Source organism: Streptomyces sp. NPDC056600 (assembly GCF_042792855.1).
In the GTDB taxonomy this organism is placed as follows: Bacteria; Actinomycetota; Actinomycetes; order Streptomycetales; family Streptomycetaceae; genus Streptomyces.
On the sequence record NZ_JBHTVQ010000013.1, the window covers coordinates 55,599 to 79,319 of the forward strand.

15 protein-coding genes are annotated in these 23,721 nt (G+C 74.4%); 8 read left to right on the forward strand and 7 right to left on the reverse strand.

What is annotated here, in order from left to right; all coding sequences use genetic code 11:
- Positions 1 to 14: 14 nt before the first annotated feature.
- The 6 genes from ACFRAV_RS09645 to ACFRAV_RS09670 are packed head-to-tail and all read right to left on the reverse strand — an operon-like array spanning position 15 to position 11,333.
- Positions 15 to 5,438: an amino acid adenylation domain-containing protein gene (locus tag ACFRAV_RS09645; protein ID WP_382553163.1), complete on the reverse strand. Its 5,424-nt coding sequence runs from the start codon at positions 5,436 to 5,438 to the stop codon at positions 15 to 17.
- Complete coding sequence (locus ACFRAV_RS09650; RefSeq protein ID WP_382553166.1) at positions 5,438 to 6,580, reverse strand: 2-oxo acid dehydrogenase subunit E2; 1,143 nt, start codon at positions 6,578 to 6,580, stop codon at positions 5,438 to 5,440. The genes ACFRAV_RS09645 and ACFRAV_RS09650 overlap by 1 nt, the downstream gene beginning before the upstream one ends.
- A complete protein-coding gene (locus ACFRAV_RS09655) occupies positions 6,573 to 7,538 on the reverse strand; it encodes an alpha-ketoacid dehydrogenase subunit beta (RefSeq protein WP_382553169.1) in 966 nt (321 codons plus the stop codon). Before ACFRAV_RS09655 ends, ACFRAV_RS09650 begins: the two co-directional genes overlap by 8 nt.
- Positions 7,535 to 8,449, reverse strand: coding sequence for a thiamine pyrophosphate-dependent dehydrogenase E1 component subunit alpha (locus tag ACFRAV_RS09660; RefSeq protein ID WP_382553172.1), 915 nt, complete (start codon positions 8,447 to 8,449; stop codon positions 7,535 to 7,537). Before ACFRAV_RS09660 ends, ACFRAV_RS09655 begins: the two co-directional genes overlap by 4 nt.
- Entirely contained in the window at positions 8,446 to 9,942 is a 1,497-nt protein-coding gene (locus ACFRAV_RS09665) for a condensation domain-containing protein (protein WP_382553175.1), read from the reverse strand. Before ACFRAV_RS09665 ends, ACFRAV_RS09660 begins: the two co-directional genes overlap by 4 nt.
- Positions 9,939 to 11,333, reverse strand: coding sequence for a class I adenylate-forming enzyme family protein (locus ACFRAV_RS09670; protein WP_382553176.1), 1,395 nt, complete (start codon positions 11,331 to 11,333; stop codon positions 9,939 to 9,941). Before ACFRAV_RS09670 ends, ACFRAV_RS09665 begins: the two co-directional genes overlap by 4 nt.
- Positions 11,334 to 11,951: 618 nt before the next feature.
- Here ACFRAV_RS09670 and ACFRAV_RS09675 point away from each other — a divergent pair.
- The 8 genes from ACFRAV_RS09675 to ACFRAV_RS09710 all read left to right on the forward strand — a co-directional run bounded on the left by ACFRAV_RS09675 (position 11,952) and on the right by ACFRAV_RS09710 (position 23,308).
- Positions 11,952 to 18,017 (forward strand): amino acid adenylation domain-containing protein, encoded by a 6,066-nt coding sequence (locus ACFRAV_RS09675; RefSeq protein ID WP_382553177.1) that lies wholly within the window; start codon positions 11,952 to 11,954, stop codon positions 18,015 to 18,017.
- Between the two features lie 128 nt (positions 18,018 to 18,145).
- Positions 18,146 to 18,394, forward strand: a complete 249-nt coding sequence (locus ACFRAV_RS09680; protein WP_382553179.1) for an acyl carrier protein — start codon at positions 18,146 to 18,148, stop codon at positions 18,392 to 18,394.
- On the forward strand, positions 18,391 to 19,650 hold the full coding sequence (locus ACFRAV_RS09685) for a condensation domain-containing protein (protein WP_382553181.1): 1,260 nt from the start codon (positions 18,391 to 18,393) through the stop codon (positions 19,648 to 19,650). The genes ACFRAV_RS09680 and ACFRAV_RS09685 overlap by 4 nt, the downstream gene beginning before the upstream one ends.
- Positions 19,647 to 21,554: a N,N-dimethylformamidase beta subunit family domain-containing protein gene (locus ACFRAV_RS09690; protein WP_382553182.1), complete on the forward strand. Its 1,908-nt coding sequence runs from the start codon at positions 19,647 to 19,649 to the stop codon at positions 21,552 to 21,554. Before ACFRAV_RS09685 ends, ACFRAV_RS09690 begins: the two co-directional genes overlap by 4 nt.
- Positions 21,512 to 22,252: an SOS response-associated peptidase gene (locus ACFRAV_RS09695; protein ID WP_382553184.1), complete on the forward strand. Its 741-nt coding sequence runs from the start codon at positions 21,512 to 21,514 to the stop codon at positions 22,250 to 22,252. Before ACFRAV_RS09690 ends, ACFRAV_RS09695 begins: the two co-directional genes overlap by 43 nt.
- Positions 22,253 to 22,342: 90 nt before the next feature.
- Positions 22,343 to 22,510 (forward strand): hypothetical protein, encoded by a 168-nt coding sequence (locus tag ACFRAV_RS09700; RefSeq protein ID WP_382553186.1) that lies wholly within the window; start codon positions 22,343 to 22,345, stop codon positions 22,508 to 22,510.
- A gap of 120 nt (positions 22,511 to 22,630) precedes the next feature.
- On the forward strand, positions 22,631 to 22,972 hold the full coding sequence (locus ACFRAV_RS09705; protein WP_382553189.1) for a hypothetical protein: 342 nt from the start codon (positions 22,631 to 22,633) through the stop codon (positions 22,970 to 22,972).
- A gap of 135 nt (positions 22,973 to 23,107) precedes the next feature.
- Positions 23,108 to 23,308, forward strand: a complete 201-nt coding sequence (locus ACFRAV_RS09710; RefSeq protein ID WP_382553192.1) for a hypothetical protein — start codon at positions 23,108 to 23,110, stop codon at positions 23,306 to 23,308.
- Between the two features lie 25 nt (positions 23,309 to 23,333).
- Here the strand turns inward: ACFRAV_RS09710 and ACFRAV_RS09715 are convergent, their stop codons facing one another.
- On the reverse strand, positions 23,334 to 23,567 hold the full coding sequence (locus tag ACFRAV_RS09715; RefSeq protein ID WP_382553194.1) for a DUF6059 family protein: 234 nt from the start codon (positions 23,565 to 23,567) through the stop codon (positions 23,334 to 23,336).
- Positions 23,568 to 23,721: the final 154 nt, after the last annotated feature.

Consider the following 23,721-nt stretch of genomic DNA (forward strand, 5'->3'; position numbering starts at 1 on the left):
CGCACGCCCCCGCGTCAGAGCCCTGCCGTGTGCCGGCGCTCCTTCAGGGTCTCCACCCCGAGGAGGTCGTCCGGGACCGCGTCCGGCATCTCGGTGTCGAAGTGACGGAGCCGCGGCATCCGCAGGGCGCCGACGACCACCAGGGCCATCGCCGCGGAGCAGAGCACGAACATCAGGGCGATGCCGCGGCCCGGACCCGTGCCGACCAGCAGCCCCGCCGTGGAGGCCAGGGCGCCGTCCTCGGTGAGGAGGCGGTCGAAGAGACCGGAGCCGAGTGGAGCGATCAGGCCCATGCCGATCGGCAGCGTCGACCAGGCCACCAGCGTGTTCAGGGCGAACACCCGGCCGTGGTACCGGAACGGCACCTTGAGCTGGACGATCGTCGTGTAGACGCTGTTCATCAGGGTGAGGAAGAAGGTCAGGGCGAAGGCCCCCACGCCCACCGTCACCAGGGACGGCCGCAGACCCACCAGGAGACCGCCCGCGGCCATGCAGACCGTGGTCCCCAGCACCACCCGGAAGCGGTTGCCGCTCGGGCCGCCCCACACCGCCATGGTGGCGCCGCCCAGCAGCACCCCGAGGCCGGAGACGACGGAGATGGTTCCCACCTCGGTCAGGCTCGCGAAGGAGAGCACCAGCGGGGAGACCAGCAGCATCAGCGGGGAGAGGAAGAGGTTGAGGACGGCGAAGAAGCCGAGCATCGACCGCAGACCCCGGTCCCGCCAGGTGTAGGAGAACCCCTTGGCCATCTCGGTGGTGAGCGGCTCCCTGGGACGCCACGGCAGCGTGTTCGGGAAGCGGACCAGTGCGACCGTGACGATGGCGAACGCGTAGCTGGCCACGTCGATCAGCACGATGCCGCCCAGGTCGATCAGGCTGAGCAGCCCGGCCGCCACCAGCGGCACGACCAGCTGCGCCACGCCGTTGGTCAGCTGGGTCACCCCGATCGCGTGTCCCAGGAAGTGCTTGGGGACCAGCTGCGGCACCGCCGAGCCGAAGGCGAGCCGCTGGAAGGTGCTGGTGACGGACAGGCCGGCGACCAGCACGTAGGTGTGCCACTGCTGCAGACCACCGCTCAGCACCAGCACCGCGAGCACCGCCGTCACCACCGTGGAGGCGACGTCGGCGAGCAGGATCACCTTCCGCCGGCTGCCCCGGTCCACGATCGCCCCGGCCAGCGGCGAGAGCAGCAGACCCGCGAGGTTCAGCACGGCCAGGGCGGAGAACTGGGCGATCGAACCGGAGTCCATCAGCACGGTGATCGGCAGCGCCCAGCCGGTGAGCGCCGAGCCGATCAGCGAGATCTGCTGGCCCGCCGCGATCGTCAGGAAGCGGCCCATGCCGGGCCTGACCGTGTCGGCCGGCGCATTGTCCTGCCCCGCGGCGGCGACCTCGTGGACCCACCAGGTGTCGTCCTCGGCACGCGGCGGGGGATCGTCCAGCCGGGTGTGGACGCGGAGCACGTCGGCCAGCTCCTCGGCCCGGTAGCGCAGGAAGAAATGACCGCCCTCGTCCAGCACCACCAGGGCGGCGGTGTCGGTGAGGAAGTGCCACTCCCGGAAGCGTTCCTCGTACATATGGGTCGCCGGGTCGCGTTCGCCGATCACCGAGACGACCGGGGCCCGCAGCCGCTCACGGTCGGGGGTGTCGAAGAGCCGGGTGAAGTACCGTTCGGCGGCCCGTGAGTCGTGCCGCATGGTGCGGACGATCCGGTCGGCGACCCCCGGCTCCAGCTCGTCCAGGTCGACGCCACGCGCCTTGAGCGAGTCGAGGTCGCGGCGGCTGCCGCGCAGCCGGTCGAGGACGTCCGGCCGGACGAGCCGGCTCCACACGCCGCCGGGGCGGGCGAAGGGGAAGATCGCGCCGATGTAGACCGCCTCGACCTCCCGTCCGGCGGCCTCCACCCGGCGGGCCAGTTCCACGGCGAGCGCGGCGCCGACCCCGCAGTGGCCGTAGACCACCAGCGGGCCCTCGATCGCCAGGATCTCCTCCGTGGTCCGCTCGGCCAGCTCGTCGAAGTCCATCGGTTCCTCGTCGAGACCGATGTCGTTGCCGGGGATGGACAGCGCGTACAGCGCCTCGTCGCCGGGCAGCGCCTCCGCGAGCGGCTGGTACACGATGGCGCTGCCCGATCCGTACGGCACGCAGACGTAACTGATCCGGGCGGCGGGGCGTGGCGGGGTGAGCCGCTGGAGCAGCGGGCGCGGTCCCTCGGGGGCCGCCTCCGCGGCGAGCGCGGCCAGGTCGGAGACCGTGCGGCAGGAGAACATGTCGACCACGCCGACCTGCCGCCCGCCCGGCGGGAGCGCCTTGCGCAGCTTCGCCACGGCCTGGATGGCCAGCAGCGAGTGCCCGCCGAGGTCGAAGAAGTCGTCGTCCAGGCCGACCCGTTCCAGCTCCAGCACCTCCGCCCACACGGCGGCGACCGTCCGCTCCGTCCCGGTGACCGGTTCGCGGTACTCGGCGGTGGTGACCGCGGGGGCGGGCAGGGCCTTGCGGTCCAGCTTGCCGTTGGGGGTCAGCGGCAGGGCGTCCAGCGCGACGTAGGCGGAGGGCAGCATGTACTCCGGCAGCACACCGCGGACGGCCTCCCGGGCCTGCGCGGGGTCCTCCGGTCCGCCGACCAGGTAGGCGATCAGCCGCTGGTCCTCGCTGACCACGACCGCGGCCTCGCGGACGCCGGCCCGCTCGCGCAGCGCCGCCGCGATCTCCCCGAGCTCGATCCGCAGACCGCGCAGCTTGACCTGGTCGTCGAGTCGGCCCAGGAACTCCACGCTGCCGTCGGGCAGCCTGCGCGCCGCGTCGCCGGTGCGGTACCGGCCGTCCGCGAAGCGCTCCGCGGTCAGCTCCGGGCGGTTGTGGTAGCCGGCCGCCACCGGCACGCCGCCCAGGTGCAGTTCACCCGGCACCCCGACGGGCACCGGCTCGCCGTGGGCGTCGAGGACGTGCAGTTCGGCGTTCTGGATCGGCAGGCCGATCGGCACCCGGGCGCGGTCGCGCAGGTTCTCCTCGGTGCAGTGCCAGGCCGAGACGTCGATCGCGGCCTCGGTCGGGCCGTACAGGTTGTGCAGCTCGGCGCCGGGCAGGGCGTCCAGGCACCGCAGGGCCAGATCGACGGGGAGTTCCTCGCCGCTGCAGACGATCCGGCGCAGCGAGGAGCAGCCCGCCACGTCGTCCTCGGCGAGGAAGAGGCTCAGCATCGAGGGGACGAAGTGGACGGTGGAGACCGCCTCGGCCTCGATCAGCTGCCGCAGGTACGCGGGGTCGCGGTGACCGCCGGGCGCGGCCAGCAGCAGCCGGGCGCCGGTCGTCAGCGGCCAGAAGAACTCCCAGACCGAGACGTCGAAGCCGGCCGGGGTCTTCTGGAGGACGGTGTCCGAGGCGGTGAGCCGGAACCGCTTCTGCATCCAGTCCAGCCGGTTGACGATCGACCGGTGCCGGTTGGGGACGCCCTTGGGCCGTCCGGTGGAGCCCGAGGTGTAGATCAGGTAGGCCGCGGTGTCCGGTTCGCCCGCGGGCTCGGGCGCCGTCGCGGGGAGGGCGTCCCATTCCGCGGCCCGGTCCAGCAGGAGGACGGCCGCGCCGGTCGCGCCGAGCGCCGGGCCCAGTTCGCCGTCGGCGACGGCGCTCTGGGCGAGCACCACCGGGGCGTCGGCGTCGGTCAGCATGAAGGCGACGCGGTCCGCCGGGTACTCGGGGTCCAGCGGCACGTACGCGGCGCCGGTCTTCAGGACGCCGAGCAGTCCGCACACCAGCTCCAGGGAGCGTTCGGCGCAGACGCCGACCAGTGCGCCGGGGCCGACGCCCAGTGCGCGCAGCCGGTGGGCGACCTGGTTGGCCCGGGCGTCCAGCGCGGCGTAGTCGAGCGAGGCGCCGGCGAAGGTGACGGCGGTGGCGCCGGGGGTGCGCCGGACCTGGTCCTCGATCAGGCCGTGCAGCGTCCGGTCGGCGGGGAAGTCCGCCTCCGTGGCGTTCCACTCCTCCAGGAGGGCGCGTTCGGCGTCGTCGAGCAGGGGGAGCCGGCTGACAGGGGTGTCCGGGCCGGCCACGGCGGCGCGCAGCAGGGTCTCCAGATGCCCGGCCATGCGCGCGACGGTGTCCGCCTCGAAGAGGGTGGTCCTGTAGACGAAAGTGCAGTTCAGCCCGACGTCCGGGGACGGGGTGAGGTAGAGCTCCAGGTCGTGGCGGGCGGAGCCGGGCGGCAGCGGGAAGTCGTCGGCCGTCAGGGCTTTCGCGCCCTCGCCGGCCGCGTCGCCGGTGGTGCCCGGGCCGGTTCCGCCTGTGCCGGTGGCGTCGCCGGTGCCGCCGGAGGCCAGGTCGTGCAGGGAGAAGAGGACGTCCACCAGCGGCTGACGGCTGGGATCGCGCGGGACGTTGAGCTCCTCGACCAGTCGGGCGAAGGGCAGCTCCTGGTGGTCGAGCGCGTCGATCACCGTGTCCCGGGTGCGGGACAGCAGGTCGGCGAAGGTCGGGTCGTCGTCCAACCGGGCGCGCAGCACGAGGGTGTTGACGAACATGCCGACGACGTCCTCGAACTCCGGCCGGGTCCGCCCCGCCACCGGCGTGCCCACGCCGAAGTCGTCCCGGCCGGTGCACCGCGCCAGCAGCGCGGTGAAGGCGGCCAGCACGGTCATGAAGGGGGTGGCGCCGTGCGCGCGCCCCAGTTCGCCCAATGCGGCGGTGAGTTCGGGGTCGAGCGTGCGGGTGACCGAAGCGCCGTCGAAGCGCTGGACGGCCGGGCGGGGCCGGTCGGTGGTGAGGTCGAGGCGGGGCAGGCCCTCCAGCCGCTCCTGCCAGAAGGCGCTGTCGCGGTCGTGGGTCCGCTCGCGCTGCCAGGCCGCGATGTCGGAGAACCGGGTGGCGGGAGCGGCCGCCGCCTCACCCCGGTACAGGGCGAGCAGATCGGTCATCAGCAGCTGCGCGGACCGGCCGTCGGCCACCAGGTGGTGCACCAGCAGCGTCAGGACGTGGTCCTCGGGGCCGCGCCGCACCAGCAGGGAACGCAGCAGCGGGCCCTCGGCGGGGTCGAGCGGGAAGGCGCTCTCCGCGTCGATCGCGGCGGCGGTCTCCTCGTCGTCGGCGGCCTCGGTGCACGCCAGCGGCACCTCGCACTCCGCGAGCTCCCGGACCACCGGACGGCCGTCCTGGTCGGCGGGGAACCGGTGGCGCAGGGCGTCGTGCCGCCGGGGCAGCTCGGCCAGGGCCTCCCCGAGGCGCGCCGGGTCGAGCGGGCCGCGCAGCCGCACGGACAGCACGACGCTGTAGGTGGAGGTGCCGGGGACGAACTGCTCCATGAACCACAGCGGTTCCTGGGCGGGAGCGAGTACCGGCTCGCTGCCCTCCTCGCGCCGCGGTATCCCCTGGACCTGGACGTCGCGGCGCGCCAGGCGGCGGCGCAGCAGTTCTCTCTTGGCTTCGGACATCTCGACGGCCGACATCAGACGAGCCCCTCCACGGAGTTCTTCAGGGCCTTGAGGAACAGCGCGGCGTCCCGGCCGTTGATCAGGCGGTGGTCGTAGGCGAGCCCGATGTGGGCCTGGGTGCCGTCCGACGGGGCGGTCACCGCCAGCGCGCAGGCGGTGCCGGGGAAGACGAAGGGGATGGCGAGCACCACGTCCCCGTCGGTGTGCAGGGTGATCACGAAGTTGGCGCCGGTCAGGTCGCGTTCGTCGAAACCGCCCTTGGTGGCGGCGATCCGGTAGGCGGTCAGCCGGGTGGCGATCTCGCGCAGCGTGAGGTTCGCGGCGTCGTGGAGGCAGGGGACGTACAGCCCCTCGCCGAGGTCGACGGTGACGCCGATGTGCGGGGCCTCGGCCGGGATCGCGGTGCTGCCGTCGATCGAGGAGAAGAACCGCGGGAAGTCGGCGTGCAGGGCGGCGACCCGCTGGACGAACAGCTCCGCCAGGCCGACCGGCCGGCGGACCTCACGGGTCAGCTCCCGGGCCCGGGTCAGGGCGGGACCGAGGTCCATCCGGACCACGGTGTACGCGGTGGGGACGGTGCGGTGGGAAAGCTCGACCGCCCGCGCCACGGCCTGCTGCACCCGGGTGAGCGGCACGCCCGGCCGTTCCCCGGCCGCCGGGGCCGGCGTCGAAGTGTCGGGCCCGGGGTTCGGGGGCGCGGCCTGTGCGTCGGCCAGTGCCTGGACGTCCTCGGTGCGGACCACCGTCACGTCCAGCGCCGCCAGTTGGCCGGCGGTGACCCCGAGCCGGTCGGCGAGTTCCCGCGCCGGCCGGGTGACCAGCGGCCCGCCGGACCCGCGCGCGGCGGAAGCGGCAGGAGCGGCAGGGGTGGCGGAAGCGGAGGCGGCGGCGGGCGCGGCGGGCCGGGGGAGGGAGGGCTGCGCGCCCTCGGCCACCAGTTCCGCGATCACCTCGCCGGGCAGGCAGCGCGCACCCTCCCGGGCCAGCCGGCGGAACGTCCCGGCGGACCCGGCCTCCACCTCCTGGCTCGCCTTGGAGGTCTCGACCTCCGCGACCGGCTGGCCCGCGGTGACCGCCTCGCCGTCCTCGACCAGCCACGCGGTCAGCACGTAGTCGGTGTCGTTGTTGTTGAGCTTGGGCATCGACAGCTCAGCCACTCAGGGTCTCCCGGATGACGCGGTGGACGGCCGAGGCGCCGACGAGCACCTCGCGCTCCAGATGGGGGGCGGTGGGGATGACCGAGTCCGCGGAGTGGATCAGCGTCACCGGCCGTGCGAGGTCCTGCCAGTGGCGCTCGTGGACCACCCGGGCCACCTCGGCGCCCCAGGTGCCCCCGGCGGTGCCCTCCTCGACCACGAAGACGTGCCGGGCCGGGGGGAGGTCGAGCTCGACGGGGTACAGACGGGAGGGCACCACCAGGGTGCAGACGATCTCCTCCTCGAGCAGCAGGTCGCGCATCGCCTCCAGCACGCGGTGGGCCACGCCGCCGCCCGCCACGATCACGCAGTCCGGCTCGTCGGTGAGCCCGATCCGGGCGACGGGGCCGTCCTGCTGGAGCGTGAACGGCGGCTCGACCTCTCCCATCGGGCGGGTGTAGAGCACCTTGTCCTCGAACAGGACGCAGGGCTCCTCACGGGCCAGCATCTCGGCGAAGACCTCGGCGTTGTCCCGGAACGGCGAGACCTCGTAGAGCGCCAGGTGGGGCACGCCGATGAAGTGCTTCTGCGGGCTCTGGCTGTGCGTCGGGCCGTAGCCCCGGCCGCCGCCGACGGGACAGCGCACCACCATGCGCATCGGCACCCGACTGCCGTACATGGAAACCGACTTGGCGGCGAAGTTGACCAACTGGTCGAAGGCCAGCGTGACGAAGTCGCCGAACATGATCTCCACGACCGCGCCGTCCCCGGCCAGCGCCAGCCCGGCCGCCACACCGGTGACGGCGTTCTCGCTGATGGGCGTGGTGAGCACCCGGTCCGGGAAGCGGGTGGAGAGCCCGCGGGTGACGCCGAAGGCGCCGCCGTACGGATCGAGGACGTCCTCGCCCAGCAGATGCATCCCCGCGTCGCGCTCCAGCACCGTGTGCAGCGCGGTGTTCAGGTTCTCGGAGACCCTCATGACGGCTCCCGACCGGCCACGTCACGGGCCACCTCGTCGATGTGCGCCCGGGCCCGGGCGTCCAGGCGCGCGAACCGCTCCGGGCAGCGGGCGGCGTACCGTCCGTACCAGTCCGCCGCCCTGGCCCGCTCGACGACCTCGGCGGGCCGGGTGTCGTCGCCCTTGCTGTGCGGGCCGAGCCGGTGCGTGGCGAACTCCACGACCAGCGGCCGCCCTTCGCGGACCCGCTCGATCCGGGGGGCGAGCAGCCGGCGGATCACGCCGAGGTCCACCGAGTCCGTGCGGACGTGGTCGATGCCGAACGCGGCGGCACGCCCCGCGACGGTGCCGGCCATGTTGGCGGAGACCGGCGTGGTCTGGGCGATGCCGTTGTTCTCCACCACCACGAGCAGCGGCAGCCGCCACAGCGCGGCCAGGTTGAGCGCCTCGTAGACGGCGCCCTCGCCGAAGGTGCCGTCCCCGATGTGGACGCAGGCCAGCGCGCCGGGCTCGGCGCGCCTCAGGTGCAGCGCGACCCCGCACGCCACCGGCAGGCTCTCGCCCTGGACCCCGGTGGACAGGAAGCGGTCCCGGCGGATGTGCTGGCTGCCGCCGACCCCGCCGCACACCGCGCCGCGCCGGCCCATGATCTCGGCGAGCAGGCCCTCGTAGTCCTCGAAGCGCGCCAGGTAGTGGCCGTGGCCGCGGTGGTTGCTGAAGACGTGGTCGTCCGGCCGCAGCAGCGGTCGCAGGGCCACCGGGATGTACTCCTGTCCCAGGCAGGTGTGGGTGGTGCCGTTGAGCATGCCCTGGCCGAACAGTTCCAGCAGCTTGAGCTCGAAGGCCCGGACGGAGAGCAGCAGCGAGAGGTCCTCGTCGGCCGGCTCCTCCAGGGGCGGCGCGTGCCCGCGCTCGGAGGTGGTGACGGTCATCCGCGCACCACCGCCACCACGCCCGCGACGGTCGGGTTGTCGAAGAAGTCGTCCAGCGAGATCTCCACGCCGAGCTGCTGCTCCATCCGGGAGATGATCTGGGTGATCGTCAGCGAGTGGCCGCCCAGGTCGAAGATGTCGTCGTGCGGTTCGATCGGCGACAGCTCGAGCACGGCCTCCCAGATGGTGGTGACCTGCGCGATCATCGGATCGTCCGCGGTGGACGGGGCCTTCGGCGCGGTGGCGGCGGGCAGAGGGGCCGCGGCGGACGGGGCGTCCGCGGCGTCCGGGGACGACGCGGCGGACCCGGCGGCGGGCGGCGCGACGGCCCCCGTGACCGGCACGGCGGTGAAGGGCGTCAGCTCGCCCAGCGACCGGTCCGGCCCCTCCGCGACGGCGGCGAGCAGGCGGGTGAGGTCGTCGGCGAACCGCGTCGGGTCGGTGAGCTCCCGCGGATCGTGGCGCAGCGACACCCACGCACCGGTGGCGCCCTGGACGACCTGCAACTGCAGGGCGCCGCGGACGCCGTGGTTGAAGGCGAGCCACTCCACCTCGCCCAGCGCCGGCCGCTCCTCGGCGAGCCGGCGGTAGCTGAGCGAGACGGGGGCGAGCGCGGCGTGCGGCCGGAGGCCGGGGACGGCCCGGGCCAGCGGGACCTCGCGGTGCAGGTAGAGGCCGCGCAGCTCGGCGCGCAGCGAGGCGGCGAAACCGCGGAAGGGCGTTCCGGAGGCCGGGCGGGAGGCGAGCGGCAGTTCGTTGACCCAGCAGCCGATCTCGCCGCCCAGCTCCTCGGGCCGGGTGGACAGGTCCAGGGCGGTGACCACCTCGCCGTTGCCGTAGGAGGCGAGCAGGGTGTGCAGCGCGGCCGTCAGCACCTCGAAGCGGCTCAGTCCGTCGAGCCGGGGGATGTCGAGGGGGAACTCGAGGAGGGCCCCCCGCGAGGTGGCGCGCGAGCTCAGCACCTCGCCGGCCACGACGGTCTGCTCGGCCTGGTGCGGGCGTCCGGCCCAGAAGGCGGCGGCCTCCGCCGGGTCCGGCGACGCCGTGTCCTCCTCGGCCCGGGCGGCTGCGGGAGCGTCCAGGACGCCGCCGGCCAGCAGCGTGTCCAGGTCGGCGACCAGCACGTCCTTGGAGCCGCCGTCGAAGACCAGGTGGTGGGCGACGACGACCAGGGTGTCCGCGCCGGCCAGGGCGAAGCGCACCAGGGGGCCGGCGGCCAGGTCGAACGGCCGGCCGACCACCTCGTCGACCGTGGCCGTCCGCCGAAGGACCGGCAGTTCGGCGGCGGGCACCAGACGCGGGACTCCGTCGCTCTCCGCCACGGCGCTGCCGAGCACCGGGTGCCGCTGCACCAGGGCGTGGCAGGCCTTGGCGAGGGTGTCCGGATCCGGCTGTCGGGAGAGGCGGATGACGACGGGCATGTGGTACGCGGTGCCGGCTCCCTTCCGGGCGGCGATCCACATGCCGTGCTGGGCGGGGGAGAGCTGGCTCATCGAACGGCCTCTCGGAGCGTGCGCTTGTCGACCTTGCCGCCGTGGTTGCGGGGCAGGGAGTCCAGGGTGACCAGGCGGTACGGCTGCTCGTGCGGGGCCAGCCGCCCGGTGAGGAAGGCCCGTAGTTCGGTGTGGTCGACGCTGCCGACCACGGCGATCGCCACCGCCTTGCCGAGGGCGGGGTGCGCCACCCCGAAGGCGGCGGCCTCGACCACGTCCGGGTGCTGGTACACCGCCTCCTCGACGTGCAGCGTGGAGACCTTGTACGCCCCGGACTTGATGACGTCGCTCTCCCGGTCGACCAGGTAGAGGTAGCCGTCCTCGTCGATCCGGCCGAGGTCGCCCATCCGGACCCAGCCGTCGCGGAAGACCTCACCGGTGGCGCCGGAGTCGCCGAAGTACGTGCGGCTCGCGGTGGGGGAGCGCATCCACACCTCGCCGGTCTCCCCGGCGGGCGCCGGTCCGCCGTCCGGCCCGGTGATCCTGACCGCTCCGCCGGAGGCGGGCCGGCCGACGCTGGAGGGGCGTCCCGCGTCGTAGAGCATCACGGTCTGCGCGGGCGCGGCCTCGGTGGAGGTGTAGTAGTTGGCGATGGTGGCCTTCGGGAAGGCGGCGGTGAGTTCGGCGGCCACCTTGGCGGGCAGCGGGGCGGCCGCGGAACCCAGCAGCAGCACGCCGGACAGGTCGTGCCGGGTGTGCGCGCCGGCGGCCAGCATCTCGATCGCCATGGTGGGGACCAGGAAGACGGTGCCCGCCCGGTACTGCTCGATCAGCCGGGCGAAGCGCCCCGGGGTGAAGCGGCCGAGGGTGACGACGGTGGGGTGGGCGCCGATGGCGTTGGCGAGCATCCACTGGCCGGCGTTGGTGCCGATCGGGAAGGCGTGGGCCAGGTGCTGGGAGTGGGCGAAGGGCCTGCGCCGCCCGCCCCAGCCGTGCGCCAGGTTCGCGTGGGTGGCCAGCACGCCCTTGGGACGCCCGGTGGTGCCCGAGGTGTACAGGATCTGCGCCGGGTCGCCGGGGTGGGGGAGCTCCGGCGTGCCCTCGGCGGAGGGGAGCGCCCCGGGGCGCAGCACCCTGCTCGCACCGCAGTGGCGGAGCATCGACTCCACGTCGGCCTCGGCCAGTTGGTCGGAGAGCGGGACGGCGACCGCCCGCGCCTTGAGCACGCCGAGGAAGGCGACGGCGTATTCCAGCCAGTCGCCGTTGCCGAAGACCAGTCCGATCCGTTCGCCCGGGGTCACTCCCTGGCCGAGCAGTCCGGCGGCCACGGCGTCGGAACGTTTCTCCCATAGATCGAACGGGAGCGCTCCCACGCCGCTGAGAGCCATGGCCTCCCGTTCCGGCTCGGTGGAGGCTCGTTCTCGAAGCAGATGGCAGAGCGTCACGCTCATGGTGCTCCTACGCAACCGTAGTGGTATGGACCAATGTGGGGGTCGCGAGGCAGCAGCTTGTCAGCGTGCTGGTGGAACGTCAACCCTCAGTTTTCGCAAGGGGTTTGACTATTCCGGCGGGCGAAACGTCCGGATCCCGTGTCACTCTCGGTGAACGCGGGAGGCGTGGAACCGCCTCCTCCGTGACCGTTCCGGACAGCCCTTGACTGCCGCACCGGCGACTGTTCATAGTGGCGCGAATCCAAGCGCACTCCTCCCCCCACACGAGTGGCGAAATCTGGACGGCCGGTCCTCCGGCACGTCCGTGGACGGGTGGGACGCAGCCGACATGACACAGGGCTTACGGGGGCCCGGCAGCTCGCGGGGCGGGGCCGGCACACCGGCCGGACCGGATCCGCTTCGGCCCGCCGGACGATCCGTGACCGCACCCTCCGCCCGCCCCCGCCGCACCCTTCCGCCCGGCGCCGCTCCGGCCCGGCGGCGAGCCCCGGGCACCGCCCGTCACCGGACGCCCGGCCACCGGACGCCCGGCCACGGGACCGCCCGCCGCCGGACCGCACGCCACCGGGCCGCTCCCGGCCCCACCCAGGCCGCCCCATGACCCCGGAGAGTCAACGAGTGAAGACCGGACCGCTCTCGATCGGCCAGCAGCGCCTGTGGTTCCTCCACCGGTTCGACCCGGACGACCCGTCCAACAACCTGTCGTACGCCTTCCGGCTGCGCGGCAGACCGGACGTGGCGGCCCTGGAGAAGGCACTCACCGCGGTCGTGGAGCGGCACGACGCCCTGCGCACCCGCTTCACCGAGTCGGACGGTGTGCCGACGGCGGTCGTGGAGGACCCAGCCCCCGTCGAGGTCGAACTGGTCGACGCCGCCACCGTCGAGGAGGCCGGGCGGATCGTCGCCGACCGGACCAACACGCGGTTCGACCTCGCGGCGAAGCCGCCGTTCCGGGTCACCCTCGTGCGACTGGCGCCCGACGACCACGTCCTGTGCGCCGTGACGCACCACATCAACGGCGACAGCTGGTCGTTCAACGTCCTGTGGGACGAGGTCGCCGCCCACTACGCCGGGCGGGAGCTGCCGCCCCCGCCACTCCAGTACAGCGAACTCGCCGCGGCGCGGCACGAGCCCGCCGACCTCGACTGGTGGATCGGTCAGCTCTCCGGCGCACCCGGCCTGGACCTGCCGACCGACCGGCCGCGCCCCGCCGAACGCGGACCGGCGGGCGGGCAGACCGAGTTCAGGATCTCCGCCGACCTGGCCGCCGGAGTGCGCGAGGTGGCCAGACAGGCCCGCTGCACCCCGTACATGGTGCTGCTCGCCGCCTACCAGGTGCTGCTCGCCCGGCACAGCGGCCAGCGGGACTTCTGCGTCGGCACGCCCGCCGCGGGCCGCGGACGCCCCGAACTCGAGCGGGTCGTCGGCTTCCTGTCGACCAACCTGGTGCTGCGCTGCGACCTCACCGGGGATCCCGCCTTCGGCGACCTGCTGCGCGCCACCCGCAGGACCGTGCTCGGCGCCCTCTCGCACCCCGACGCCCCGTTCGAGCGGCTGGTCGGCGCGCTGGTGCGGGAACGCGACCTCAGCCGGACGCCGCTGTACCAGGCCATGTTCGCCCTGCACAGCGAGGGGGACGCCACCGACCCGCTGCCCGGCCTGGACGCCGAGCCCTTCCCGCTCGGCTGGCACCCCGCCCGCTGCGACCTCTCCCTGGACCTCTTCGAGGAGCCCGACGGCTCCCTGAAGGCCTACCTGATCCACAGCAGCGAACTGTTCGACGACGCCACCGCCCTGCGGATCTGCGACCGCTACCGGCAGCTGCTCACCTCCGTCGTCGCCGACCCGCGGCAGCCGGTCTCACGCCTCGACCTGCTGCCGCCCGCGGAGCGCGCCCTCCTCGAGACGTGGAACGACACCGCCGCCGACCTCCCGGAGCGGACGCTCGTCGACCTGGTGCTGGAGCGGGCGCTGGCCACCCCGGACGCCGTCGCCGTCGTCTCGGGCAGGACCCGGGCGACCTACCGGGAACTGGCCTGCGCGGCCGCCGGACTCGCCGTGCGACTGGGGGAGCGCGGCGTGGGCCCCGGCGCGCGGGTGGCCGTGCGGAGCTCGCGCCGCGCGGAGATGATCGTCGCGCTGCTCGGCGTGGCCATGGCCGGCGCCGCGTACGTGCCGGTCGATCCCGACTACCCGGCGTCCCGCGTCGCCCACGTCATCGAGGACTGCGGCGCCGCCCTCGTCCTCACCGACGCCGACCTCGACCACGTCCTCGACCCGTCGGCGGCCGCCGACCCGGCCGCCGCCCGCCGCCCCGCGCCCTCCGACACCGCGTACGTCCTCTACACGTCCGGCTCCACCGGCAACCCCAAGGGCGTCGTCGTCCCGCACCGGGCACTGACCAACTTCCTGCTCGCGCTGCGCACCCTGGTCGGCTCCACGCCCGAGGACCGCTGGCTGGCCCTGACCAGCCTCTCCTTCGACATCAGCGCCCTCGAGCTCTACCTGCCGCTGGTCACCGGCGGCTGGGTCGTCGTCGCCGACGCCGACACCGCCCGCGACGGCGCCGCCCTGAGCCGCCTCCTCCACGCCGAACAGGTGACGCACGTCCAGGCCACCCCCTCCGGCTGGCGGGTCCTGCTCACCGGCGACCTCCCCCCGCTCACCGCGCTCACCGGAGGCGAGCCGCTGCCGCCGCTCCTGGCCGCCGAACTCCGCTCCCGGGTGCGCCGGCTGGTCAACATGTACGGGCCGACCGAGACCACCATCTGGTCCACCGCCTGGGAGGTACCGCACCACCCCGAGCGGGTGAGCATCGGCGCTCCCCTCGCCAACACCACCTGTCACGTCGTCGACGAGGCGGGCGCCCCGGTGCCCGTCGGCGTTCCCGGGGAACTGCTGATCGGCGGCGCCGGGGTCGCCGACGGCTACCTCGGCCGCCCCGAACTCACCGCCGCGCGCTTCACCGACCTCGACGGCGAACGGGTCTACCGCACGGGCGACCTGGTCCGGCGCCTCGCCGACGGGACACTGGAGTTCCTCGGCCGCACCGACGACCAGGTCAAGCTGCGCGGCCACCGCATCGAACTCGGCGAGATCGCCACCGTCCTGGAGACCCACCCCCAGGTGCGGCAGGCGGTGGTCGGCGTCGCCGACGAGCAGCTGGTCGCCTTCCACGTCCCCGCCCCCGGAACCCCCGCCGAGGACGCCGCCCGCCCGGCCACGCACCTGCGCGACCACCTCGCCGACCGCCTGCCCGGCTACATGGTCCCGACCCGCTGGGTCGCCCTGACGGAGCTCCCGCTCACCCCCAACGGCAAGGTCGACCGCAAGGCCCTGCCCTACCCGGCCGCCGCCGAACGCGACGCCACCGGACGACCGCCCGGGAGCGCCGGCGAGAAGCTGGTCGCCGATGTCTTCGGCGAGATCCTGGACGTGACGGATGTCCGGGCGGACGACGACTTCTTCGCCCTCGGGGGCCACTCGCTGCGCGCCGCCATGGTCACCGCGCGGCTCACCGCGCGCACCGGCGTACCGGTCGCCGTCAGCGAGCTGTTCCGCCGCCCCACCGTGGCGTCGCTCGCCGTCCTCCTCGACACCGCGCGGCCCGACGCCGACGCCGACCCGGGCCCGCGCCCCAGGCCGGCCGGAAGCCCCGCCCCGCTCTCCCACAGCCAGGAACGGCTGTGGTTCCTCCACCGGCTCGACCCGCACGACGCCGCCTACAACATGTGGATCGTCCACCGGCTGCACGGCCCCCTCGACCCGGCCGCCCTCCAGCGGGCCCTCGACGACCTCACCGCACGGCACGACATCCTGCGCACCCGCTTCCCCGAGGTCGACGGGGCGCCCACCGCGGTCGTCGAACCGGCCGGGCCCGTCCCGCTGGAGGAACTGGCCGTCGCCGACGACCGGGAGGCACTGGAGGCGGTGGCGGCCCGCACCAACGCGCCGTTCGACCTCGCCGCCGCACCGCCGCTGCGGGCCGCGCTGATCCGCGTCGGCAAGGAGGGCGGCCCGGACGGCGGCCCGGACGGCGGCCAGGAGGGCGGCCCGGACGGCGGCTCGGACCACGGACCCGACGACCACGTCCTGTGCCTCGTCCTGCACCACATCCTCGGCGACGGCTGGTCCCTCGACCTGCTCCACGACGAACTCGCCGCGCTCTACTCCGGACGCCGACTGCCCGACGTGGCCCTGCAGTTCGGCGACGTGGCCGCCTGGCGGCGCGAACGCGACACCAGTGCCGCACTCGCCCACTGGCGCGACCACCTCGCCGACCCCACCCCCCTCGACCTGCCCGTCGACCACCCCCGCACCCCCGTGCCCGCCCGCCGCGGCGCCCTGGTGCCGATCCGCCTCGACGCCCGCGAGGCCGACGCCCTCACCCGGCTCGGCCGGGCCCACGGCTGCACCCTGTTCATGGTGCTGCTCGCCGCCTACCAGACCCTGCTCGCCCGGCACACCGGCCACCACGACATCCTCGTCGGCACCGCCACCGCCGGCCGCGAACGCCTCGAACTGGAAGACGTCGTCGGCTACCTCACCGACGTCCTCGTCCTGCGCGGCGACCTCTCCGAGGACCCCGACGTCGCCGAACTGCTGCGCCGCACCCGCGCCGACGTCCTCGGCGCCTTCGCCCACCAGGACGTCCCGTTCGAGCAACTGGTCGCCGAACTGCGGGTGGAGCGCGACCTGTCGAGCACCCCGCTGTTCCAGACCATGGCGATCCTGCACAACCAGCAGACCCACCGACCCGCCGACGCCTTCGCCGGACTGCGCAGCACCCCCTTCGACCACGGCTTCCAGCAGGCCAAGTTCGAACTGATGCTGGAGGCATGGCACGACGACCGGGAACTCGTCGTCACCCTCGTCTACGACGCGGGGCTGTTCGAGGAGTCCACCATGACCCGGCTCGCCGAGCGGTTCGGGCACCTCCTGCGCGCCCTGCCCGACCACGAGACCACCCCGCTCTCCGCCCTCCCGCTGCTCACCCCCCGGGACACCCCGGTACTCGAAGGCCCGCCCCTCGCGGCAGCCCTCCCCACCGTCCCCGAACTCCTCGCCCGCGCCGTGCGCGAGCACCCCGACCGGGTGGCCGTCGTCTGCGGGGAGCTGAGCCTCACCTACGCCCAGCTCGACGCCCGCGCCGCCGAACTCGCCGCCGCGCTGCCGCACGGCGCGGTGGTCGGCATCCGCCTCGGCCGGCATCCCGACGCCGTCGCCGCGATGCTCGCCGCCTGGCGCGCCGGCAGCGCCTACCTCCCCCTCGACCCGGACTACCCCGAGCAGCGCCTCGCCCACATGGCCGAGGACAGCGGCGCCCGCGTCGTCCTCACCCCGGACGGACCGCAGCCGCTGCCGGGCACCACCGCGACCGACGCCGCCTACGTCATCTACACCTCCGGCTCCACCGGCGTCCCCAAGGGCGTCGTGGTCGGCCACGCGGCGCTCGCCGCCCGCGTCGCCTGGATGCGGGAGACCTACGAGCTGCGCCCCGAGGACCGGGTCGTGCAGTTCGCCGCGCTCAGCTTCGACACCCACGTCGAGGAGATCTTCCCCGCGCTCGCCTCCGGCGCCCGCCTCGACCTGCTCCCCGAGGGCGCCGTCACCCTGCCCGAACACCTCGACGGCGTCACCGTCCTCGACCTGCCGACCGCCTACTGGCACCACCTGGTCGAGGTGATCGACGACATCCCCTGGCCGGACACCTTGCGCCTGGTGATCCTCGGCGGCGAACAGGTCCACGGGAGCGCCGTCGCCCGCTGGCGCGAACGGTTCGGCGACCGCGTCCGGCTCGTCAACACCTACGGCCCCACCGAGGCCACCGTCATCTGCACCGCCGACGAACTCACCGGCGAGCCCACCGACGGACGGCCCCCCATCGGACGCCCGGTCGGCGGCGTCCGCGTCCTCCTGCTCGGCCCGCACGGCGAGCGGACCCCGCCCGGCGCGCCCGGCGAACTGTGCGTCGGGGGCTCCGGCCTCGCCGACGGCTACCTCGGCCGGCCCGACCTCACCGCCGAACGCTTCCCGCTGCTCGACGGAGAGCGGTACTACCGCACCGGCGACCGCGCCCGGCTGCGGCCCGACGGCCGCCTGGAATTCCTCGGCCGCCTCGACGACCAGGTCAAACTCCGCGGCTTCCGGATCGAACCCGGCGAGATCGAGGCCCACCTCGGCGGCCGCGGCGCCGTCGCCGTCCACGGCCAGATCCTGGTCGGCTACACCGTCGGCGACCCCGGGACGCTCCCGGACGAGCTGCGCGCCACCCTCCCCGCGCACCTGGTGCCCGCCGCCTGGGTGGAACTGGACGCACTGCCGCTCACCCCCAGCGGCAAGCTCGACCGGGCCGCACTCCCCGCCCCCGTCCGCACCCAGGAGTGGACCGCCCCGCGCACCGACGCCGAACTGCTGGTCGCCGACGTCTACGCCGAAGTCCTCGGCACCCCCCGCGTCGGCGCGCTGGACGACTTCTTCGCCCTCGGCGGCCACTCCCTGCTCGCCGTCCGGGTGATCGCCCGGCTGCGTGCCGCCACCGACGTCGACCTGCCCATCCGCACCCTCTTCGACCAGGGCACCGTCGAGGGCGTCGCCCGGGCGCTGGAGGACCGGCTGCTCGCCGAGCTCGAACAGCTCACCGACGAGGAGGCCGCCCTGCTGCTCGCCCAGGAACCGTCCTGACCGGACCCGGGAACCGGCCGGCGCGGACGGACACCGGACGCGCGCACGGACGCGCGCCGCGCGTCCGGCACCGGACGGCGCGCCAGGACACCGCACCACCGCACCACACCGTCGCAGGAAGGAAACACATGACCAGAGACGAGATCACGCAACGGCTCGCGGAACTCGTCGCCGCGGTGTCGGACGGCGACATCCCCGCCGAGCAGGCCCGCGACGCGGGCGTCCCGCTCTCCGTGCTCGGGCTCACCTCGCTGTCCCGGATGCGGCTGATCGACGCGGTGGAGACCGAGTTCGACGTCGAACTCGAACTCGGCGAGCGGGACTGGACGATGCTGGACGACCTCGGCGCCCTCGCCGACCACCTGGAGCACCGGTGATCATCCCCTTCGCCGGGCCGTCCGGCGGCACCGGCCCCCTCACCTGGGGCCAGCTGGCGATCTGGGACGCCATCGAACGGACCGCGCCGGACGACCACTACTTCAACTTCGGCCGCGTCCTGAAGGTCCCCGGCGTCCGCTCCCTCGACGAGACGACCGCCGCGCTCGCCGCGCTGCTCGGCACCCACGACTCGCTGCGCACCCGGCTCGACCTGCCCGGCGGCGGCGACCTGCCGCGCCAGCGGCTCGCGGAGGGCGGGGAGCTGCCGGTGCTGCTCTCCACCGACGACCCGGAGAAACTGCTCACCGAGCTGTGCTCCACCCGGTTCGACTACGAGGACGAATGGCCGCTGAGGGTCGCCCTGGTCACCGACGGGCCCCGGGTCACCCACGTCGTGCTCGCCTTCTGCCACCTCGCCGCCGACGGGCTCGGCGCGGACGTCGCCGTCCGCGACCTGCGGATGCTGCTGCTGCGGGGCGCCGCCGCGGGCCGGCCCACAGCGGCCAGCCCGCTCGACCTCGCCCGCTGGCAGGCGGGGCCCGAGGGCCGCCGGGTCGCCCGGCGGGCCGCCGCCGTCTGGGAGGCCGTCCCCCACCAGGTGATGTTCGACCGGGAGACCCCGGAGGCCGACCGCGTCGACCGGCCCCGGGTCTGGCGCGCCCAGCTCTCCTCCCCGGCGCTCGGCCTGGCCGCGCGGGCCGTCGCCGCCCGCCACCACACCTCCACCTCCACCGTGCTGCTCACCGCCACCGCCGCGCTGGTCGACCGGTGCACCGGGAAGGACCGGAGCGTGGTGCTGCCCATCGTCCACAACCGCTTCCGGCAGGACACCGCACGGATGGTCAGCATGGTGTCCCAGGAAGGCGTCTTCGTCCTCGACGGGGCCGACCGCGGCCTGGACGACCTGCTGGGCGCCGCCGGCTCCGCCTCGCTGCGGGCCTACCGCAGCGCCTTCCACGACCCGCTGGACCGGATGCGGGGCGACTGGGTGCAGCCCCTGTGCTGCTTCAACGACCAGCGCTTCGCCGAACCCGGCCCGGCGCCGAGCACACCGGAGGAGATCCGGGCCGCCCTCCCGGCCACCACCCTGTCCTGGCCGCTCAGCCAGGACCACCTCAACTGCCGCTTCTGCGTGCACGTCGGCGGCGACCTGGAGGTCTCCCTCACCGCCGACACCCACTTCCTGCCGCGGCGGCGCATGGAGCGGTTCCTGCTCGACCTGGAGTTCCTGCTGGTCGCCGAGGCCGGCGCATGACCGTCACCGCCTGGGCGACCGCCACCTCCTGCCCCCAGGGCGCGACGCTCAGGTTCCGGCTGGAGGCGCCCGGAGCGGTGCCGGTGACGGTCACCGACGCCACCGACGGGCGCGCCGTCCTGCGGGGCCGGGCCGCCGGCCCCTGGTGGGAACTGGAGATCCCCGAGGACTGGCCCAGCTCCCTCTACCGCGCCCGGTTCGGCGACGTGCCCGACGAGGACCGCCCCCGCGAGCTGCCCGGCACCGCCGTCCCCGCGGACCACGAGGTCTGGTTCGTCGTCCGGGAGGCCGTCCCCACCGCGCCCGTCCTGGTCGCCGTCCCGTTCACCACCTGGCAGGCGTACAACCGCGCGGGGGAACCCGGGGAGGGCCTCTACTGGACGGAGTCGCCCACCCGCGCCCGCAGGGTGAGCTTCGACCGCCCCGGCGGAGGACCCCCGCCCGAGCGGTGGGAGGAAGGCCTGCTGCGCTGGCTGCGGCCGGCCGGCTACCAGGTCGCCTACTGCTCCAACCTCGACCTGCACGACGGCCGTGAACTGCTCGCCGGGCACCGGCTGCTGGTGGTCAACGGACACGACGAGTACTGGTCGGCCGGGATGCGCGACTGCGTCGAGGAGTTCGTCCGGCAGGGCGGCAACGCGGCCTTCTTCTCCGGCAACACCGCCTGGTGGCAGATCAGGCTGGAGGACGACGGCCGCACCATGGTCTGCCACCGCGACGCCCTCGACGACCCGTGCGCCGACCCCGCCCTGGCCACCGTCGAGTGGTCCGCCACCGGCCGGCCCGAGAACGGCCTCACCGGCGTCAGCTTCCGCGCCGGCGCGGGCATCTGGGGCCCGCACATGGCGCGGATGCTCGAGGAGTCGTACACCGCGCGTTTCGCCGGACACTGGGTCTTCGACGGCACCGGGCTCGGCGACGGCGACAAGTTCGGCCAGGGCTGCCTGGGCTACGAGACCGACGCCGCCGAATACCGGGAGGTCCACGGCGTCCCCCGGGTCACCTGCCACGACGGCACCCCGCCCACCTTCGTGGTGCTGGCCACCGCCGACCTGCGGCACTGGAGCGCCCACGGCCAGGGCGGCGAGGCCACCATGGGCGTGTTCACCAACGGCGCCGGCACGGTCTTCAACGCCGCCACCGTCAACTGGGGCCACGCCCTGGACGACCCCGTGGTGGACCGGATCACCCGCAACGTCCTGGACCGGCTCTCCACCGCCCTCCCCGACTGGGAGGTCGTCGGCGACGCCGCCGGTCTGCGGGCCCTCGCGGTCCAGGGCCGCACCCTGTACGGCATCGGCCCCGACGACCGGCTGCTCGGCCGCGAACTGTGCGGCCAGAACCTGCCCTGGCAGCCGGTGGGGCCGGGCGGGGGAGTGGTGGCGCTGGCCGCACCCCGCGAGGCGGCCGGCCAGGTGGGCTGCGGACTCTACGGCGTCACCGCCGACGGCAGACTGCTGCGGCGCGAGCGCGACGGCTGGCTCGACCTGTGCCACGCGCCGCGGGACGCCGTCGGCCTCGCCGTCGCCGACTGCGCCTTCCACCTCCTGACCGCGGACGGCGGCCTGTGGACGAGTTCCTTCGCCACGCCGGACCACTGGGAGCGTGACACCGTCCTGCCGGACGAGAGGCCCCTGCGCCGCCTCGCCGCCGCCAACGGCAGGCTGTTCGCCCTGGACGCCGCTGGCGAACTGCTCGCCCGCCTGCCCACCGACCCGCACTGGACGCCGCTCGCCGGGACCTCCGGCGTCCGCGCCCTCACCGCGCACGCCGGCTGGCTGGTCACGGCGGGCGACGACGAACTCCTGCGCCGCGGGAAGGTCGCCTCGTTCGCGCGCCCCGGCCGTGCCACAGTGGAGGCATGTGCGGCCGTTACGTCTCCACCCGTAGTCCCCAGGAACTGACCCGGATCTTCGACGTGGTGGAATGGCGCCCCGAGGAGACCCTGGAACAGAACTGGAACGTCGCCCCCACGGACGCGGTCTACGCCGTCCTCGAACGCGCCCCGCGCGGCGAGGACGAAGGGGCGCCGGTGCGCAGGGAACTGCGGACGCCGCGCTGGGGCCTGGTGCCCTCCTGGGCGAAGGACCCGAAGATCGGCTCCCGGCTGATCAACGCCCGGGTGGAGACGGTGCACGACAAGCCGGCCTTCCGCCGCGCCTTCGCCCGCCGCCGCTGCCTGCTGCCGGCGGACGGCTTCTACGAGTGGGAGCAGGTGAAGGACGAGGCCACCGGCAAGGCCCGCAAGCAGCCGTACTTCATCCACCCCGCCGACGGCGAGGTCATGGCCCTCGCCGGCCTGTACGAGTACTGGCGCAACCCGGAGGTCAAGGACGGTGACGACCCCGCCGCCTGGCTGCTGACCTGCACCGTCATCACGACCGACGCCACCGACGAGGCCGGCCGCGTCCACCCCCGCATGCCGCTCGCCCTCGCCGCCGACCACTACGAGGACTGGCTCGACCCGCGCCACGAGGACCCCGACCACCTCCGCGCCCTGCTCACCCGCCCCGCGGACGGCCGTCTCGACGCCCGGCCCGTCTCCCCGGCCGTCAACAACACGCGCAGCAACGGGCCGCAGCTCCTCGACGCGGTGGGCTGAAGCCGGTGCGCGCGTCACCGGCGCCTATTGACAAACGATAGATGCCCGTCGATATTCGATACCTGAGATCATCGACGGAGGGGCGGCGGGATGAGGACGGCGGTACCGGTGGCGATCAGCCTGATCGGGCTGGCCCTGACGACCTTCATGATCGTCACGGAGGACGAACCCGGGGCCCTGCCCCTCGCCCTGGTCGCCCTGGGCGCCGCCTGGTTCGGCCTCGCCCGCCTGAGCGGCCGTCCCTCCACCGGCGGCTGACCGGCGCGGCTTCGGCGAGGGCCGAACGCGAGGGGCAGGCCGGCGCCTGAGTACTCGCGCACCGGCAGTTGAGTATCCGTACGAGGGCGCCGCGGACGCCTTCCGGCGTTGGATCGGGTCATGGACATCGATACCCGCCTTCGGACGCCCTCTGCCGGGCCCGCCGCACGACCCGATCGCTCGCGGTCCTGTTCCGTTCTCGTCGCCGTTCTCTTCGCGCCGGCTGCCCTGGCCGCCGGTGCGCTGACCCTGACGTCCGAGCGCGCCGCGCGCTGCCTGACGTACGGGGAGGGATGCTCTCCGGCCCTGCCCGACCAGCTCTTCCCCTGGAGCCTCGGCCTCGCCGCGACGGCCTGTCTCGTCGCCCTGGCGGCGCCGGTCGCACAGCTGAGGCGTGGAGCGCTCGCCGTGCAGGTCGTCGCGGAGTGCACGGCGCTGCTCGCGATCCTCAGCCACGCGTGAACGCCGCGTCGTCCGGGGGAGCAGGGGGCGGGCGGCAGCGGCCTTCGAGGGAGGCTCGAGGGCGGCTGCGGGGGAAGGGGCGAACCTGGTGGCCGTCCGGAAGGCCGGTTCCGTCGTGCGACGAAGGGGCTCCCCATGCGCACCTCAGAGGTTCGACCGATCGCGAGCCGCGGCGCGCTGGCCGTGCGGGCCGCCCACGCGCTGGCAGCGTCCGCCGACATCGGGACGCTCCAGCGGATCCTGGGCCTCGACCCCGACGAACCGGGCCCCGCGGTCCCGCCTCGCGGGACGGCGTCCGGCGCGCTGCCGACGGCGGCGGACGCCCGCGCCGCGTGACCGGGTGGGCCGGGCGGACCACCGGTCAGCCCAGGCCGTCCCGGAGGAGCCGCTCCAGTGCGGGCGGCAGGGCCTCGTCGCAGAGGCGCTCGGGGTGGCCGGGCGGAGGGCCGGTGGGACCGGCGCCGGGCGGGACGGTCCGGTCCGGTGACTCGGGCCCGTCGAGCGGGTCGAGAGGCGGCGGGGGGCACCAGAGGAGTCCGAAGCGGATGACGGCGTGCCCCAGGGCGACCAGCCGGCGGACGAGCAGCAGACGCATGCCGCGACCCTGAGGCCCGGCGCCAAAGCGGGGCCAAAGCCGGGCCGCCGGCACCCCCGTCCACCCCTGCCGGCGGCCCGCTCCGGCAGGGGTTCACCGGTTGCCGGGCCTACGTACGTACTTCCTCCGATGCGTGGACACCTGTGCGAACTGC

Coding starts and splice junctions, on each gene's coding strand:
- ACFRAV_RS09655 (WP_382553169.1), bottom strand. CDS start 7,538: ATGAGGGTCTCCGAGAACCTGAACACCGCGCTGCACACGGTGCTGGAG.
- ACFRAV_RS09680 (WP_382553179.1), top strand. CDS start 18,146: ATGACCAGAGACGAGATCACGCAACGGCTCGCGGAACTCGTCGCCGCG.
- ACFRAV_RS09660 (WP_382553172.1), bottom strand. CDS start 8,449: ATGACCGTCACCACCTCCGAGCGCGGGCACGCGCCGCCCCTGGAGGAG.
- ACFRAV_RS09705 (WP_382553189.1), top strand. CDS start 22,631: ATGGACATCGATACCCGCCTTCGGACGCCCTCTGCCGGGCCCGCCGCA.
- ACFRAV_RS09715 (WP_382553194.1), bottom strand. CDS start 23,567: ATGCGTCTGCTGCTCGTCCGCCGGCTGGTCGCCCTGGGGCACGCCGTC.
- ACFRAV_RS09670 (WP_382553176.1), bottom strand. CDS start 11,333: ATGAGCGTGACGCTCTGCCATCTGCTTCGAGAACGAGCCTCCACCGAG.
- ACFRAV_RS09690 (WP_382553182.1), top strand. CDS start 19,647: ATGACCGTCACCGCCTGGGCGACCGCCACCTCCTGCCCCCAGGGCGCG.
- ACFRAV_RS09700 (WP_382553186.1), top strand. CDS start 22,343: ATGAGGACGGCGGTACCGGTGGCGATCAGCCTGATCGGGCTGGCCCTG.
- ACFRAV_RS09645 (WP_382553163.1), bottom strand. CDS start 5,438: ATGTCGGCCGTCGAGATGTCCGAAGCCAAGAGAGAACTGCTGCGCCGC.
- ACFRAV_RS09710 (WP_382553192.1), top strand. CDS start 23,108: ATGCGCACCTCAGAGGTTCGACCGATCGCGAGCCGCGGCGCGCTGGCC.
- ACFRAV_RS09665 (WP_382553175.1), bottom strand. CDS start 9,942: ATGAGCCAGCTCTCCCCCGCCCAGCACGGCATGTGGATCGCCGCCCGG.
- ACFRAV_RS09695 (WP_382553184.1), top strand. CDS start 21,512: ATGTGCGGCCGTTACGTCTCCACCCGTAGTCCCCAGGAACTGACCCGG.